Source organism: Larkinella soli, assembly GCF_003703975.1.
GTDB lineage: Bacteria > Bacteroidota > Bacteroidia > Cytophagales > Spirosomataceae > Larkinella > Larkinella soli.
Map to the genome: position 1 here is coordinate 126,706 of NZ_QTJY01000008.1, position 15,235 is coordinate 141,940.

The 15,235-nt window shown below is 61.4% G+C and carries 13 protein-coding genes; 9 read left to right on the forward strand and 4 right to left on the reverse strand.

All coding sequences use genetic code 11. From position 1 onward, the window contains the following. Positions 1-88 precede the first annotated feature (88 nt). Both DX909_RS15680 and DX909_RS15685 read right to left on the reverse strand, forming a co-directional pair. Positions 89-1,783, reverse strand: coding sequence for a right-handed parallel beta-helix repeat-containing protein (locus DX909_RS15680; RefSeq protein ID WP_229311060.1), 1,695 nt, complete (start codon positions 1,781-1,783; stop codon positions 89-91). A 130-nt stretch (positions 1,784-1,913) separates the two neighbouring features. Continuing rightward, entirely contained in the window at positions 1,914-2,258 is a 345-nt protein-coding gene (locus DX909_RS15685; protein ID WP_128546138.1) for a hypothetical protein, read from the reverse strand. Positions 2,259-2,506: 248 nt separating this feature from the next. Between DX909_RS15685 and DX909_RS15690 the strand changes: the two genes are divergently transcribed. The 7 genes from DX909_RS15690 to DX909_RS15720 all read left to right on the forward strand — a co-directional run bounded on the left by DX909_RS15690 (position 2,507) and on the right by DX909_RS15720 (position 11,656). Then, positions 2,507-6,982: a glycoside hydrolase family 44 protein gene (locus tag DX909_RS15690; RefSeq protein ID WP_128546139.1), complete on the forward strand. Its 4,476-nt coding sequence runs from the start codon at positions 2,507-2,509 to the stop codon at positions 6,980-6,982. A 188-nt stretch (positions 6,983-7,170) separates the two neighbouring features. Continuing rightward, entirely contained in the window at positions 7,171-8,385 is a 1,215-nt protein-coding gene (locus DX909_RS15695) for a sensor histidine kinase (protein ID WP_229311061.1), read from the forward strand. Then, a complete protein-coding gene (locus DX909_RS15700) occupies positions 8,357-9,133 on the forward strand; it encodes a LytR/AlgR family response regulator transcription factor (RefSeq protein ID WP_128546140.1) in 777 nt (258 codons plus the stop codon). The genes DX909_RS15695 and DX909_RS15700 overlap by 29 nt, the downstream gene beginning before the upstream one ends. Before the next feature lie 164 nt (positions 9,134-9,297). Then, positions 9,298-9,696 (forward strand): hypothetical protein, encoded by a 399-nt coding sequence (locus DX909_RS15705; protein WP_128546141.1) that lies wholly within the window; start codon positions 9,298-9,300, stop codon positions 9,694-9,696. A 195-nt stretch (positions 9,697-9,891) separates the two neighbouring features. After that, positions 9,892-10,458, forward strand: a complete 567-nt coding sequence (locus tag DX909_RS15710) for a dihydrofolate reductase family protein (protein WP_128546142.1) — start codon at positions 9,892-9,894, stop codon at positions 10,456-10,458. 6 nt (positions 10,459-10,464) lie between these two features. Next, positions 10,465-10,848 (forward strand): nuclear transport factor 2 family protein, encoded by a 384-nt coding sequence (locus DX909_RS15715; RefSeq protein ID WP_128546143.1) that lies wholly within the window; start codon positions 10,465-10,467, stop codon positions 10,846-10,848. Position 10,849: 1 nt separating this feature from the next. Then, a complete protein-coding gene (locus DX909_RS15720; protein WP_128546144.1) occupies positions 10,850-11,656 on the forward strand; it encodes an AraC family transcriptional regulator in 807 nt (268 codons plus the stop codon). Positions 11,657-11,675: 19 nt separating this feature from the next. Here DX909_RS15720 and DX909_RS15725 read toward each other — a convergent pair whose 3' ends face one another. Further along, a complete protein-coding gene (locus tag DX909_RS15725) occupies positions 11,676-12,659 on the reverse strand; it encodes an AraC family transcriptional regulator ligand-binding domain-containing protein (protein WP_128546145.1) in 984 nt (327 codons plus the stop codon). 128 nt (positions 12,660-12,787) lie between these two features. Between DX909_RS15725 and DX909_RS15730 the strand changes: the two genes are divergently transcribed. Together DX909_RS15730 and DX909_RS15735 are read left to right on the forward strand one after the other, a co-directional pair. Beyond that, entirely contained in the window at positions 12,788-13,165 is a 378-nt protein-coding gene (locus tag DX909_RS15730) for a hypothetical protein (RefSeq protein ID WP_128546146.1), read from the forward strand. 21 nt (positions 13,166-13,186) lie between these two features. Further along, positions 13,187-14,119, forward strand: a complete 933-nt coding sequence (locus tag DX909_RS15735) for an SDR family oxidoreductase (protein WP_128546147.1) — start codon at positions 13,187-13,189, stop codon at positions 14,117-14,119. Between the two features lie 355 nt (positions 14,120-14,474). Here the strand turns inward: DX909_RS15735 and DX909_RS15740 are convergent, their stop codons facing one another. Next, positions 14,475-15,197, reverse strand: coding sequence for a LytR/AlgR family response regulator transcription factor (locus DX909_RS15740; protein WP_128546148.1), 723 nt, complete (start codon positions 15,195-15,197; stop codon positions 14,475-14,477). Positions 15,198-15,235: the final 38 nt, after the last annotated feature.

Below are 15,235 nucleotides of genomic sequence, written 5' to 3' on the forward strand. Positions count from 1 at the left end.
GTGCCGAAGCGGCAAGTCCCTGATGGGCCGTCACGAATGGCTCTCAGGACGATGGAATACGGGTCTTAAAGACTCTTCCTCCACCCCCTCACTGCACGTCCACCTTTACCTTCCTGAACATGAACGGATTGTCGCTGATGCGCAGGGGCTTACCGCTGGCGGTGGTCACCTTCCGGAGGATCACTTCTCTGGTGACGATATAAGGGAACTTCTCCTGATAGGAGTCGTCCGTCAGCTGGGGATTCATATTGGCGAAAATGGCCGGTCCCGGGTAGTTCTCCGGATGCCCGGCATCCTCGATGCGCAGATTCTCGATGAGGATCCGCTCCGGCATGTAGCAGGTATACCCGAAATCATGCTGACCCGAATTCGAGCCGCCGATCAGCGATGCGCTGACGGGGCGGCCGCCGGCCGGTACGAACACGCAGTTGCGGATCACGAACTGACCCTGCCAGGTGCTGCCGTAGTCCGAGCGCAGGTTGACCAGATTGTTGCCCCGGATCGTGCTGTTCTCCACCGTCAGGGTCCCGCTGCCGATGGCGTTGATGCCCATGTGTCCCAGCGTCGAGTTCCGGATGGTGGCGTTGGCCACCCCCATGTGGGCATCGAACCGCGAAAAGACGCACCGGTCGTACAGCATATTCTTACAGTAGTTAGACCCCAGAATACCCCAATACGTGCGGTCGTCGATGTCATTGGTCTGGCGGCAGTTGATGAAGGAAATGTTCAGGGCGCGGTTGGCAGTCAGATCGTAAGAACCCATCGAGACGGGTTTTCCGGCGGCCCCGATGGTCGTGTAGGTTTTGTGGCCGGTCAGGATAGCGTTCCTGACGGTCACGTTGGCGCAGTCCCGGATCGACAGGAAGCCGTCGTAGGGAGCGCCCTGCTCCCCTTCGCCCGTGATGCGGTGTTCCAGCCCGTCGATCAGCACATGGGAGCGTCTGACGGCGATGTTCCGGCTGAAATAGGTATACTTCGATTCCGCCCGGTTGGCCAGGGTGGTAAAACGCCCCCCGGTGAGGGTCAGCGGCTTTTCGTCGATGGGCAGCGCACTGATCTCGGTGACCTGGTCGAAGTCCCAGATGATCGGAGCGTTTCGGTCAACCTTTCCCTGTCGATCCACCAGAAAGATATCCGTCTGGGCCGCTCCGTTGTTCTGGTTCAGTCCGAACCGGATGTATCGCCGGACGTGGGCATTGGTGACCGTAACCAGACAGGGACCGGGGAGGGATGCGTCGATCTGATCCTGACTGCGTTTCAGGGAGGTGACTCCTTTCAGGGGGAACGGCTGCAGGCTGGAACTGACCAGGAAAACGGCGGCCGTGCGGTTTTGCACGTTGGTATCGTCGATGAGGAAAGCCGCCGTACCGAAATCCGTATCCGTCCGGATCTCGGCGGTGCGTTCCCTGCCGCCGAGATAGTAGGTCGCTCCCGGGTCGGCCTTGACCGTCAGGCCCTGCTGATTGGCGAAGGCATGGGTGCCGGCAATCGGGTCCAGATCATCGGTTTTGCCGTCGCCCTTAGCCCCGAAGTCACTATACCGGACCCACCCCCGCTTCCTGAAGGTCTGAGCCTCTTTGGGGGAGACATTTATTTGTAGCTGCCCGTTCTCCCCGGTACGTACCCGGGTTTTCCCGTTCAGGGAGGTGATGACGACCGGATCGGTCGGGTTCTGGGACGGCCCCTGGGCCAGGAGAACGCCGGCCCAGAAGCAGAACCCCAGAAGCAGGCTTTTCCCTATGAGTGGTCGTTTGGAAGTGATTATACGGAGCAGCCGGTTCATAGTGTGGACGTTTGATTCATCACAAACTTAATATTCTCCTGATCGTGTTCAGATCGATCCGGCAGGCTTCGGCAAGTCGGCGGTTGAGGTCAGGAACGGGCATGGTTAAAGTAGTTGATCAGGATAAGTTTTATGCAGAGGGTATACTGGAAAAACCCCATTGAGCCGATTCATGAAAGAAAGCCGCAAAGTCTTCAAACTTACTGACCCGACTGCCTCCCGGCAAAAGGTGGCCTCCATCTCCAAGTCGTGAATCTTCAGGCTTCGGCCCCGGAAGTTCTTCCCTTGCCAGGCTTTTCAAATAAGAAATCCTCCCTTTCAGATAACCGCCGTTCCGTTTCCGGCCGGACCAGAGCATTTTGCAGCGTGCCGTAACCGGCGATGCTTCTGCCCCTTTACCGGAATGAAAGATGACCTGATTCCCGCCCTGCTTCGCTCCCTGTTCCTTCTGCTTATCTGCCTGCTCGTCCGCCATGAACCGGCCGCACCGCCATCCGGAAAGCCGGCCGGTCGGAGCACCGCAACCCGAAAGGCCCCAACGCAGCAGCCATTCACTTTACCGGACAGCCGGCCTGTCCTTACCTCCCCTCTCCTATCGGGTATACCTCCAGACAAAGAACCGGCAACCGGTTTACATCAGAAAAAATCCGGTTCGGATAAATCCCTTTTACCAGACACATAGGGTAGCATTACTTTGAAGCTCCAAATCTAATTGCTACCTAAATGAGAAGAACAGTACCCACCCTCACCGGCATTTCCCGGACGCATGAAACGACCCGAAGGCTCGGCCTTCTGCTGCTGTTGTGGCTCGTGGCCGCTTCCGGCTTTACGCTCGCCCAGACGCGGGTCCGCTTTAACGTCAACACCGGAAACGGCCGCAAGCCCATCAGCCCGCTCGTCTACGGCACCAACGACCACTACCCGCACGCAGCCGCCAAACGGCTCGGCGGCAACCGGATCACCAACTACAACTGGGAGAACAACGCATCGAACGCCGGCTTCGACTGGTACCACAACAGCGACAACTACGTGCCCTGGCAGCAGGGCGTGCCCGATGCCGAATACGACACCCCCGGTGCGGCCCTGAAATACTTTCAGCAGCGGTCCCTCGACCAGCAGGCCTACTCGCTCGTCACCCTGCCGATGGCCAAATACGTGACGAAGGATAAAAACGGGGCGGTAACCCCCGAACAGGCCGCCCCCTCCAGCCGCTGGGCCTCCATCCACTACCGCAAACCCTCGCCCTTCACCCTCCAGCCCGACCCGGCCGATACGGCCGTCTACGTCGACGAGCAGATCCATTTTCTGCTCAATCAGTTCGGGCGGAGCAATACCGCCCGGGGCGTGAAAGGCTATGCGCTCGACAACGAACCCGGCCTCTGGTTTCACACCCACAGCCGCCTGTGGGGACCCGGTCACGTCAGCGTCAAGTACCTGATGGACCACTCCATCGCCCTCGCCAGACGGATCAAGGAAATGGACCCCACCGCCGAGGTGTTCGGACCGGCCGCCTGGGGCGTCACCGAATTTGAGAACCTTCAGTTCGCGCCCGACTGGGACCAGCAGAAAGGCAGCTACCCGACCTTTCTCGACCTGTATCTGGGCCGCATGCGCGAGTACGAACAGCAGACCGGCACCCGCCTGCTCGACGTGCTGGACGTCCACTGGTATCCGCAGAACAACAACGACGGCGTATCTCCGATGAGCACCTCCCTCGACCGCGCCACCAACGCGGCCCGGCTGGCGATGACCCGCTCGCTCTGGGACCCGTCCTACATCGAAAACACCTGGATCGGCAACGACCCCTTCAAGGTGCAGCAGTTTCTGCCCTTCCTTCCGAAAATGAAGCAGCACATCGACCAGTACTACCCCGGCACCAAACTGGCCATCACGGAATACAGCTACATGGGGGGCGGACACGCGGCCGGCGGGATCGCGCAGGCCGATGCGCTCGGCATCTTCGGCCGGTATGGGGTCTATCTGGCCACCTACTGGGGCGGGGTCACCGACTACATCAAGGCGGGTTTCGATCTCTACCGCAACTACGACGGACAGGGCGGCCGCTTCGGTGACACGGCCGTCGAAGCGACGACCGACAACACCGGCACCACCTCGGTCTACTCGGCCATCCACGGCTCCGACGACTCGAAACTGCACCTGATCGCCCTCAACAAAAGCCAGGACGGCCCCGTTACGGCCACCTTCACCGTCAGCGGAAACCGGTCGTATAAAAGCGCCCGGGTCTGGGGCTTCGACAACAGCGGAACCGCGCTGAAACCGCTGCCCAATGTCCGGAAAATCGACAACAACACCTTCGAGTATACGATCCCGACGCTGACGGCCTGTCACTTCGTGCTTTCCCAGGAAGACCTCGCCGTGCAGCCGTACATCGCCGACCTGAAGATCAGCTCCGACGTGGGCTACTCGGACGGTACGGCCACGTTCACGGTTACGGCCCGGGTTGAAGACAGCAACAACGACCTCCAGACCGTCACGGCCGACTTCAGCGCCCTCGGGGGCGGCAACGCCGTGGCCCTTCAGAAAAGTGCAGCCGACCCCAATCTGTACCAGGTGGAATACAAAGTACCGGCCGGCGCTTCCTCGGGCCTGAAATCGATCCGGGTCACGGCCCGCGATGCCGCCGGCGATCAGGCCGAATCCAGCGTAACCTACCGCATCATCACCCGAACCGCCACGGCCCTGATCTGGGACGGCGACGACCTCCGCAAGGGGGTCGGGGAACCGTTCTACGACCCGGGCGACACCAAAGCGGCCCTGATTAAAATCCAGCGGTCGGAGACGGGGGGCCACGAAAAGCCGGGCAGTATGTTCATGCACTTTGAACACGACCTGAACCACTACAACACCATGACCTGGCGGTGGGCCGACAACAACAACCCGGCCGACGCCCGCGACCTGAGCGACTACGGTGCTCTCGAATTTTTCCTCAAAACCAACGCTCCCGACAACAGCGACATCGAGGTCAGCCTGCGCGACGCCACGGCTGCCCTGACGGTTTCGACGAGCGTCTTTCTGAAACAGGGAGGCTACCTCGGTTCCATCCGGACCAACGGCTATACCCGGGTCAAAATACCGCTCTCGGCGTTCAAATCCGGCTCCGAGATCAACCTGAGCCAGATCTGGCAGATCAACTTTACCTGCAATACCGCCCCGAAAGGCTTCGACGCCTGGGTGGACGACATCCGGGTGCTGCCCTACTCGAACCCGGTGGTGCAGCCGGTGTTCAGACAGACCACCGCCACCCCCGCTTCAGGCTACGCCAACGGCTCGACGACGGTCCGGATTACGGCCGAGGTGACCGACCCGGACAACAATCTGAGCAATGTCGTGGCCGACCTGTCCCCGCTGGGCGGATCGAACCGGTTCCCGATGACGAAGGAAAACGGCCTGTATGTGGCCACCCTGACCCTGCCCAACGGCCTCTTCCCCGGCGAAAAGCAGATCAACCTCTCGGCCACCGACGCCGACGGCAACCAGGGCGACGGCAAGGTCCGGTTTACGGTCAACGCCCAGGCCAGCACGACGGTGCTGTGGGACGGTGACGTGGTCAATACCGGGAAAGCCGAAACGCTCAACCAGGTCACCACCTGCGTGGTCAGCGAGGACGGGGGCCACAACGCGCCCAAAAGCATGAAGATGCACTTCGACATGGCCGACAACGGCTTTGCGGCCGCCGTCTGGGACTGGAACGAAAATACCGGCGACGAGCGGATTCTCGACCTGAGCACCAAAGGCTACCTGTCGTTCTTTATCAAAGTGAACAATCCGGGCGCGGCCTTCGACGTGCAGGTGTTCCTGAAAGACCGGTTTTCCGCCAGCACCTCGCCGGTATCGGTCCGCGCCGGCGGCTATCTGAGCACCTTCTCGGCCGAGTATCAGCAGGTTCGCATCCCGATGAGCGTGCTGTACGGCGGTGATCCCATCGACCGCAAACAGGTCACCCGCATCGGCTTCCTGTCGACGGGCCTCGACCGCCCCTATGATTTTCAGGTCGACGACATCACGGCCGGCGGCAGCAACGTCGCCAACGTGAACCTGCGGCTTCAGAATGCCCAGTGCGGCCGGAGCGGGGTCATCGAGGTGCGCTCCATCGGCGGTTCGGAGCACCTCGGGGAATACCGCTTCCTGCTCAACAACGCCGTCAACCCGGCGGGCGAGCACAACCCGGTCTTCAGCGAACTGAAAGCCGGCACCTACGAACTGCGCATCGAAGGACCGGGCGACTTCCGGTATCTCGAAACAATCACCCTGACCGAACTCAATACCGGCGATAAACCGCAGATCAAAGCCGCCGTGACGGTCGAGAACGGTAAAGGCTTTATCAATACGGAAGTAACCGGCGGCAGCGGCTTCTACCAGTTCAAGTGGTCGGAAGGATCGGAGACGCAGCACCTGTGGGGTGTTTCGGCCGGCACCTACAGCCTGACCGTGACCGACGGCGTCTCGGGATGCAGCAGCACGGCGACGTTCACCGTCGTCATTCCCGAAATAGAGCTTCGGACCGAAACGCCCAGCTGCGCGCCCAACGGAAAGATCATCGTTACGAAGGTGTCGGGACTGACCAATCCCCGGTTCCTGCTCGACGGCAAACCGAACCCGGCCGGGGCACAGTCGCCCGAATTCCGGAATCTGGTGCCGGGCCGCTACGTGGTCCGGGTCGAAGGCGACGGCGGAGCGGCCATCGAACGGGAAGTGGAACTGGAAGGCTCCGGCTCCGCGCCGGTCGTAGCGGCCGACATCAGCTACAACAGCGGCAAGGGCTACGTCAACCTGAACGTGACCGGCGGCAGCGGCATCTACACCTACGAATGGTCGACGGGGGCGACGACGCTGAATATCTGGGAGGTACCGCCGGGCACCTACTCGGTCGTGGTGACGGACCTGGTCAGCCAGTGCAAAACCACCTTTACGGCCACCGTCGACGCCGACGACGAGAGCATCATGATGTATCCGAACCCGGCCGTCGGGCAGGAAAGCGTCTGGATCAAGTTCAACTTCGCCGGCTACGCCATCCAGCGGATGACCGTCACCGACCATCTGGGCCAGGTGGTGTATTCGACGGCCGTACCGGAAGGCGCCACGGAACTGACCCTGCCGGTGCGGGGCTGGAAATCCGGCAAATACCAGGTGGCGATGGAAGGGAAAAAGGTCATCTCGAAGCACCTGATCATTCAGTAAGCCTGCGAACATAAAACCGGGTTTCGGGACGACCGTTCCGAAACCCGGTTTTTTCATGGCCGGCGCTCCCGGCCGGGCGTCAAAAGCCCGCAGATGCAGTTCATCCCGAAAAAAGGGTCGTTTACAACATTGGCACGGACTCTGTGGGAGGCCCTTTGTACATTCGCCCAACCGCGCCGACTTTTCCTATGGTTTCACTATTCATCAACCGCCTGCTGCAATCGTCGGGCCTGCCCATCACGGTCGGGCAATTCTGGTGGTACAGTCTGATCTTCTGGACCTTCTTTGCGCTCATCTGGTGCTGCCAGTCGATGTTGTTCTGGATGCTGACGCCGGCCAGCCCGGTGTATTTTTCCGAAGCGATCTACTGGCTGATCGAACTGCTGTACTGGTGGGCGGCCACCCCGCTGATCATCTACTGCGCCGAACGGTTTTCCCTGCTCGGCAACCAGCGCATCGGAAAGGTGCTGCGGCAGGTGATGATCCACCTGCTGATCGTCTCGGCCCTGTACGCCTTTGAACTGGGGCTGGAATACGTCCTGCTCGGCCCGCTGATGACCCGCGAACGCGGGGAAGCGGTGACGCTGCACCGGATGATGACGGTTTTCTCCCTCAGCCTCGGAACGGCCTTCGGTCAGTATATGCTGCTGGTGGTCGGTTACAACGTGCTGACGTTTGCCTACCGGTTCCGGTCACTGAAGGAACAGCACCTCCAGTCCGAACTGACCAACGAGCAGTTGCAGGCCCAGCTTGCCAACGCCCAGCTTCAGTCGCTGAAGATGCAGCTCAACCCGCACTTTCTGTTCAATACGCTTCATACCGTCGTGAGTCTGATGCTGCGCGGGCAGACCCGCCGGGCCGCCCTGATGGTGACGACCCTGAGCGACCTGCTCCGCCGGGTGCTGGCCCGCCAGCAGGCGAACTTTCTCTCGCTGCACGACGAAATGACGCTGACCCGACAATACCTGTCCATCCAGCAGATCCGGTTCGAAGACCGGCTGACGGTCGAGTATGCCGTCGCGCCCGAAGCGGAAGACTGCCTCGTGCCGCAGCTGATCCTCCAGCCGCTGGTCGAGAACGCCATTACCCACGGCATCGCCGACATGACCGAGGGCGCGCTGATCCGGGTGACGGTCCGGCGCTGGGCCGACAGCGTGCTGATCGAGGTGTTCGACAACGGCGTCGGACAGCACCAGATTCAGGACACCTCCGGCACCGGCCTCGGCCTCAGCAATACCCTTCTGCGGCTTCAGCAGGCCTACGGCGACAAGGCCCAGCTCCGGTTCGAGCAGCCGCCCGAAGGCACCACCACCGTGACGCTGCTGATTCCCTGTAGTACCAGTTTAGCCGATTCCCCGACCGCACCCAACCGCCATGACTCCGTTTCGCACGCTCATTATTGATGACGAGCCGGCCGCCCGGGAAGTGATCCGGGCCCTGCTCGCCGATACGGCCGCCGTAGAGGTGGTCGACGAAGCCGCCAACGGCACCGAAGCCGTCCAGAAAATCCTCCTGCACCGCCCGGACCTGATCTTTCTGGACATCCAGATGCCGCGGCTCGACGGGTTCGGGGTGCTGCGGCAGGTCTGGCCCGACCACCAGCCGGCCATCATCTTCACCACCGCCTACGACCAGTACGCCATCCGGGCCTTCGAGGTGAACGCCATCGACTACCTGCTGAAGCCCTTCGACGAAACCCGCTTCAACCAGGCGCTCGGCCGGGCGCTCGACCGGCTCAACAGCCGCCGGCAGCCCAACGTGGAAGCCCTCCTGGCCCAGCTTCTGGTGCAGCAGGCTCCGGCTCCGCCCCGCGAGTACCTGAGCCGTATGCTGGTGAAGGACCAGAGCCGCATGTATTTCGTCGAACTCGACGAGGTCCAGTATCTGGATGCCGACGGCAACTACGTCACCCTGCACACGCCCTCGTCCCGGCACGTGATCTACGACAGCCTGACGAAGCTGGAAACCCGGCTCGATCCGGACAAATTCGTACGCATCCACCGCTCCTACATCGTCAACGTCGCCTGCATCAAAGAGGTGGAAACCCACTTCAACGGCGACTACATCGTCCGGCTAAAATCCGGTCAGGTGCTGAAATGGACCCGGAATTACCGCAGCAATATGCAGGCTTTTCTGAACAGGGAAGTCTGAGGCCTTACCCCCCGGAACCGGGCTTTGCCGAACCACCGGCCGAACCCGTCCGATTGTACGAACAGAAACAACACCCCCGGCTGAACACCACCGAATCCGTACCCGAAATGCCGTACAAACCGCCGAATCCGTAACTTGCGGCTTTTCCGAAAATTGCCTGTAGCATGACCAAATACAAAGCCGCTGCCCTCGGCCTGATCAGTATCCTTTCTCTTGCCCTGCTGTTCCACTTCGTGGTTCTGGCCGGATTCATTCCCTACAGAAATGTCTGGGGCGGGCGGCTTCAATCGCGGGAGGAAATGGTGGTGTTCGAAACCGCGTCGATCCTGCTCAACAGCCTGTTTCTCTGGGCGGTTCTGGTCAAAACCGGCTACCTCCGCAACGCCCTCTCCGACCGGGTTCCCAACTTCGTTTTATGGGCGATGGTGGTTCTGTTCGCCCTCAACACGGTCGGCAACCTCTTCGCGGTTCAGCCGCTGGAACGGTATATCGCCACTCCGCTGACCCTGCTGCTGAGCGTTCTATCCCTGGTGGTCGTACGGCAAACGCCGAAGGCGGTCTGAGGCCGCCTGTCGGTTTCCTTCCCGCGACGCTCCGGACGGAGGTGGTTTTGCACCGCCCGGGCTTCGGCCGGGTTGGCGAAATCGCCCCCTTACTTTGCCGGATTGACAGCCCCTGCCTTTCGGATGCCTGCCCTACCTTTGCGGACGATCCGGTTTCGGATTAATATTACTTTCAACAAATCACACGAACACCACATGAGAAAGCTGAAACTGCAGGTGCAGCTGTCGATCGACGGATTCATTGCCGGACCGAACGGCGAGATGGACTGGCTGACCTGGGACTGGGACGAGGAACTGAAACAATACGTCGGGGATCTGACCGAACCGGTCGACTGCATCCTGCTGGGGCAAAACCTGGGGCCGGGTTTTATTCAGGCCTGGTCCGAGAGAGCCTCCGACCCGGAAGCGGCCGACCCGAGCGCCCACAAATTCAACGACACACCCAAAATCATCTTCTCCCGGACCCTCGAACCGGGCGACTGGAAAAACGCCGTCATCGAGCGGGGCGACGTAACCGAAGCCGTCCGGCGGCTGAAGCAGCAGGAAGGGGGCGACCTGATCGCCTACGGTGGGGCCCGCTTCGTCTCCTCCCTGATTGCCGCCGGGCTGATCGACGATCTGCATCTTTTCGTGAACCCGACGGCTTTGGGACAGGGAATGCCTATCTTTATCGGCCGAACCCCACTGCGGCTGGCCGAAGCGAAAGCCTTTTCCTGCGGGATCGTGGTTCACCATTATCAGCCTGTCGGTAACGAAGAGTAACCCTTTATGGAAGACCAAGCGGTAACGTCCCTGATCGAAACCTATATCCAGGCCTATAACGACCGTGACGTGGACCGGATGGTCTCTACCCTCCACCCCCGGATCGAGTTCAAAAACAGCTCCGGGGGTGTGGTCACCCTGTCGCTGCAGGGGCTGGATGCGTTCCGGGCGCAGGCCGAAGAAGCCGTCCGCTATTTCCGGCAGCGCCGGCAGACCGTCACCGACCTTCGGATCGACGGCCGGCAGGCGGAAGCCTTAATCGACTACCGGGCGGTGCTGGCGGTCGATCTGCCCAACGGCCTGAAAGCCGGCGATACCCTGGAGGTACAGGGAAAAACCGTTTTCCGGTTTCAGGACCACCGCATCGTTTCCATCGAAGACATCAGCTGATATGAAGCCCGAACTCATTCAGCCGCCCCGCCCGCTGGCCGGTTTTGTCCGGTACGGCTGGCATCTGGAAGCCGGCACCGGCCGGTCCGACACTCTGCACGTGACGGCCGACGGCTGCCCGGGCCTGATCGTTTACCAGGCTCCGAACGGCTCGGTCCACCAGGGTGACAAGTCCCTGCCGCCGGTTTTTCTTTACGGACAATCGACGCAGTCTTCCCGGCTACGGCTCCCCGAGGGCGTGCGGATGACCGGCCTGTGCCTTTCCCCGGATGCGCTTAGACCGCTGTTCGGGCTGAACGCCCACGAACTGACCGATACCTGCATCGACCTGCGCGACCTGCCCGGAACCCACGGAACCCGGCTCGTGGAACACCTGACCGAGACGGCCGAAGGCGACGCCGGCGCGGCCCTGTTCGGCTACCTGACGGCCCGGGCCGGAAGCCCGCGTTCCGCCCCCGACCCGGCCGTTCAGCAGGCCGTCGCCCTCCTCATCCGGAACCGGGGTGACGTTTCCCTCCCACAGTTGCAGCGTCGGCTCGGGCTGTCGGAACGGAGTCTCGAACGGCGGTTCCGGCAGAGCGTCGGCATCCCGCCCCGGCTGTTCGCCCGCATCTGCCGGTTCCAGTCTTCCCTGAATCAGTTGAAACACAAGGCATTCGATAAACTCTCCGACGTGGCCTTCGACAGCGGTTATGCCGACCAGTCGCATTTTACCCGGACGTTCAGGGAGTTTGCCGGTATGCTACCTGAGCAGTTTCATACGCCGGGAATGCGTTCGGTGGCCCATTTTCCCGGTTTATCCGCCTGAGGAAAACGCGGTATGCGCATCAGGCGGCCGCCCGATCGGCCGGTCGGCGGGTTCTCCATTTCTTCACGGCATGCAGGTAAGCACTCGGACCGGAGTACCCGAGGATGTAGGCGATGTCCTGCGTTCCGAGCGAATGGCCCTGCTCCAGAAATTCCGAAAGCTGCCGTTTGAGGTCGTCGGCGATGGCCCGGAAGGAGGTTCTCTCGTCCGTAAGTCGTCGCTGAAAGGTGCGGTGGCTCATGGCAAACTGCGCCACCACCTCGTCCAGCCCGGGCAGTTCGGGCGAACAGAGGCTGAGCGTCATCAGCCGGACCTGCTCCGCAAAGCACACCGGCCCGCCCGCCGACCGGTCGACCAGCCGGAGGAAAGCGGGCAGCAGCATTTCGATGTTTTTCAGCCGCCGGCGGTTGATTTCGCCGGCCACCTGCCGGGCGTCGAGCCGAAGCCGGTGTACCTCCGCCCGGGCTACGGGAGCCGGACACAGCCGCCGGTATTCCGTCAGGTCCTCGCCCGGCAGCTGCACTTCATCGATCTCCCCCTCGATCATCACCCCCAGTTCGCGAACCATCAGGAACAGCACCGAATCGAGCACCTGCCGACGGATAGTATCGTTGGGCAGGTCGCTGTGCAGCTCGATCAGAAAATGATCCCGGCTGACGCCCGTCACCAGCCGCACCACCGGGAAGGTCCGGTTCAGGTAAGTTTCCAGCAGACTCATGGCCTGCCCGATGCTCGACGTCTCCAGCGAAATGCGGTAAATGAGCCCCAGCCCCTTCAGGTTCAGGAAGCAGCCGAAATGCAGGCCCAGGTGCGGGTCACCGCTCAGCCGGAGCAGCTGCTCCCAGACCTGCCGGTATTCATCGAGTGTCACCCGCCCCTGTTCGCCGGTCAGTTCGGATTCGGGGGTGTAGAGCAGCCGTCGCAGCGGGGCAGGGTCCAGGCCCTTGCAGGCCGCGTATTCCAGCAGATTCATCAGGTGGACGGAAGACAGGGTCGTGCTCATAACGGAAGGAGAAAAGATGGCGCAAAATAACCAGAAGTTGGCGTAAACTATCAATCTTTCCGCCGATGTGCCCTCTAATTTTGTCGTGTTCAATGATTCTTTCGTATTCACTTTTAAACAACACGACCATGAAAACCTTACAAAACGTTCTGACGATCAACGCCCTGTCTTCCGGTGCCACGGGCCTGCTTCTCGTTGGGTTCTCCGATTTCATCGCGCAGCTGTTTGGCATCCCGGCTTCCGGTATTATTATTGGCGTCGGGATTTTTCTGGTGGCTTTTGCCGCGCTGGTTTTTGTCGAAAGCCGCCGGAATCCCATGCAGCCCGAACGCGTCCGGTTCATTATTCTGCTGGATCGGCTCTGGGTGGCGGTCAGCCTGGTGCTGGTGGTTCTGCCGATGGTCGATCTCTCGGTGATCGGCCGGGTGGCCGTGGTAGCCGTGGCCGCCTGGGTAGCGCTGATGGCTTACCTCCAGAACGCCAATCTGAAGAAAATAACCACCTGATTTTCAATAAAACCGCTTCCGATGTCGCCCACACCCGAAATAGATCGACCGTTGAAAGGAAAAGTGGCTTTGGTCGCCGGGGCGACCCGGGGCGCGGGCCGGGGTATCGCCACCGAACTGGGCGCTGCCGGAGCCACCGTCTATGTCACCGGCCGGACCACCCGCGCCCGGCGGTCGGAATACGACCGGCCCGAAACCATCGAGGAAACGGCCGAACTTGTGACCCAGGCCGGGGGTCGGGGCATCGCCGTTCCCGTCGATCACCTGGTGCCGGCCGAGGTCGAACAGCTGGTCGGGCGCATCGACCGGGAGCAGGGCCGGCTCGATGTGCTGGTCAACGACATCTGGGGTGGCGAGCGGATGATCGAGTGGAACAAACCCCTCTGGGAACATTCGCTCGACGGCGGGCTGCGGATGCTGCAACTGGCGGTCAATACGCATCTGATCACCAGCCACTTCGCCCTGCCGCTGCTGATCCGCAAACCGGGCGGCCTGGTGCTGGAGATCACCGACGGCACCGCCGACTACAACCGGGAGCATTACCGGCTTTCGGCCTTCTACGATCTGGCGAAGACGTCGGTCATCCGGCTGGCGTGGGGGCAGGCGCAGGAACTGGCCCCGTTCGGCGGCACGGCCCTGGCGCTGACGCCCGGCTGGATGCGGTCGGAGATCATGCTCGATACGTTCGGCGTGGAGGAGACCAACTGGCGGGATGCTCTGGAAAAAGAGCCGCATTTCGTCATCTCGGAGTCCCCGCGCTACGTGGGGCGGGCCGTCGTGGCGCTGGCCGGTGACCCGGACGTTCACCGCTGGAACGGAACATCCACCTCCAGCGGTGAACTGGCTCAGGTATACGGCTTTACGGATCTGGACGGCTCGCGGCCCGACGCCTGGCGCTATCTCGTCGAAGTGCAGGACCCCGGCCATCCCGCCGATCCCACCGGCTACCGCTGACTTATTTTCTTACCTTGCCGGGGAAGGGAAAGTGCCTGAAGGCACTGCTCCGCGAATGGCAGCCTGCCGACGGCTACAACGATCCGGTCGCTATGCGACCCATAGCAGGGCATCGTGTCCATAACCGTTGGGGCATCCCAGGGACCTTTGTTATCGCGCCGGGGGTTGTCTTCATAGTATCCCAATGACCGGTCACCAGGAGCGCCTGGCCACCCGATGCCCCGGGATAACAAATCCCTTACGAGAACCTCTTGTCCTCATAAAGGTCGCAGAGCGACCCAATGTTTGTAGCAACCGACCGGCCGCAACCCGCGAAGCAGTGCCTTCAGGCACTTCCCCTTTCCCAAACCAGCTCTCAGGCGTGCAGCCGCTCGGCCAGTTCGCGCCGGAACGTGATGCCGACGGGCAGTTCGGTGTCGCCGATCAGGAGCGTGTTGCCGCTCAGCCGTTCGATCTGGTTCAGGGCCACGATGTACGACTTATGGATGCGGATGAACTGATCGGTCGGAAGCCGGCCTTCCAGCTCGGCGGTGGTCAGCGGGGTCAGCAGCATCCGGTTGGGAAGGAACAGTTTGACGTAGTTGCCCCAGCTCTGGGCATACAGCAGCTCGTCGAACCGGACCCGGACCCAGTCGGCATCGACCTTGACGACCATGGAGTCCGCCGGGGCCGCCGGTTTAGCCGCCGGAACCGGCAGGCTGCCGACCGGGGGCGTCGAGAGCGAAAGCACCTTGTCGACGGCCTTCAGAAACCGGGGAAACGGAATCGGCTTGACGAGGTAGTCCGTCACCCCGTAGTCATAGCTTTCCAGGGCAAATTCGGTATAGGCCGTCGTGAGGATGGTACGTGGAATGTGTTTAAGCGAACCCAGCAGTTCGAGGCCGCTCAGCTCGGGCATATTGATGTCCAGAAAGAGCAGGTCGATCGGTTCCCGGTGCAGGAAGTTGAGCGCATCCAGGGCGTTGTAACATTGCCCCGCCAGCACCAGCCGGTCCATCCGTCCGATGTAATTCTCCAGGACGTAGTGAGCGGCCGTTTCATCGTCCACGATCAGGCAGCGAAGGGGTTCGTTGTTCATCATCGGTTGTGTTTACGGTTCGGCAGGGGCCGGATTGC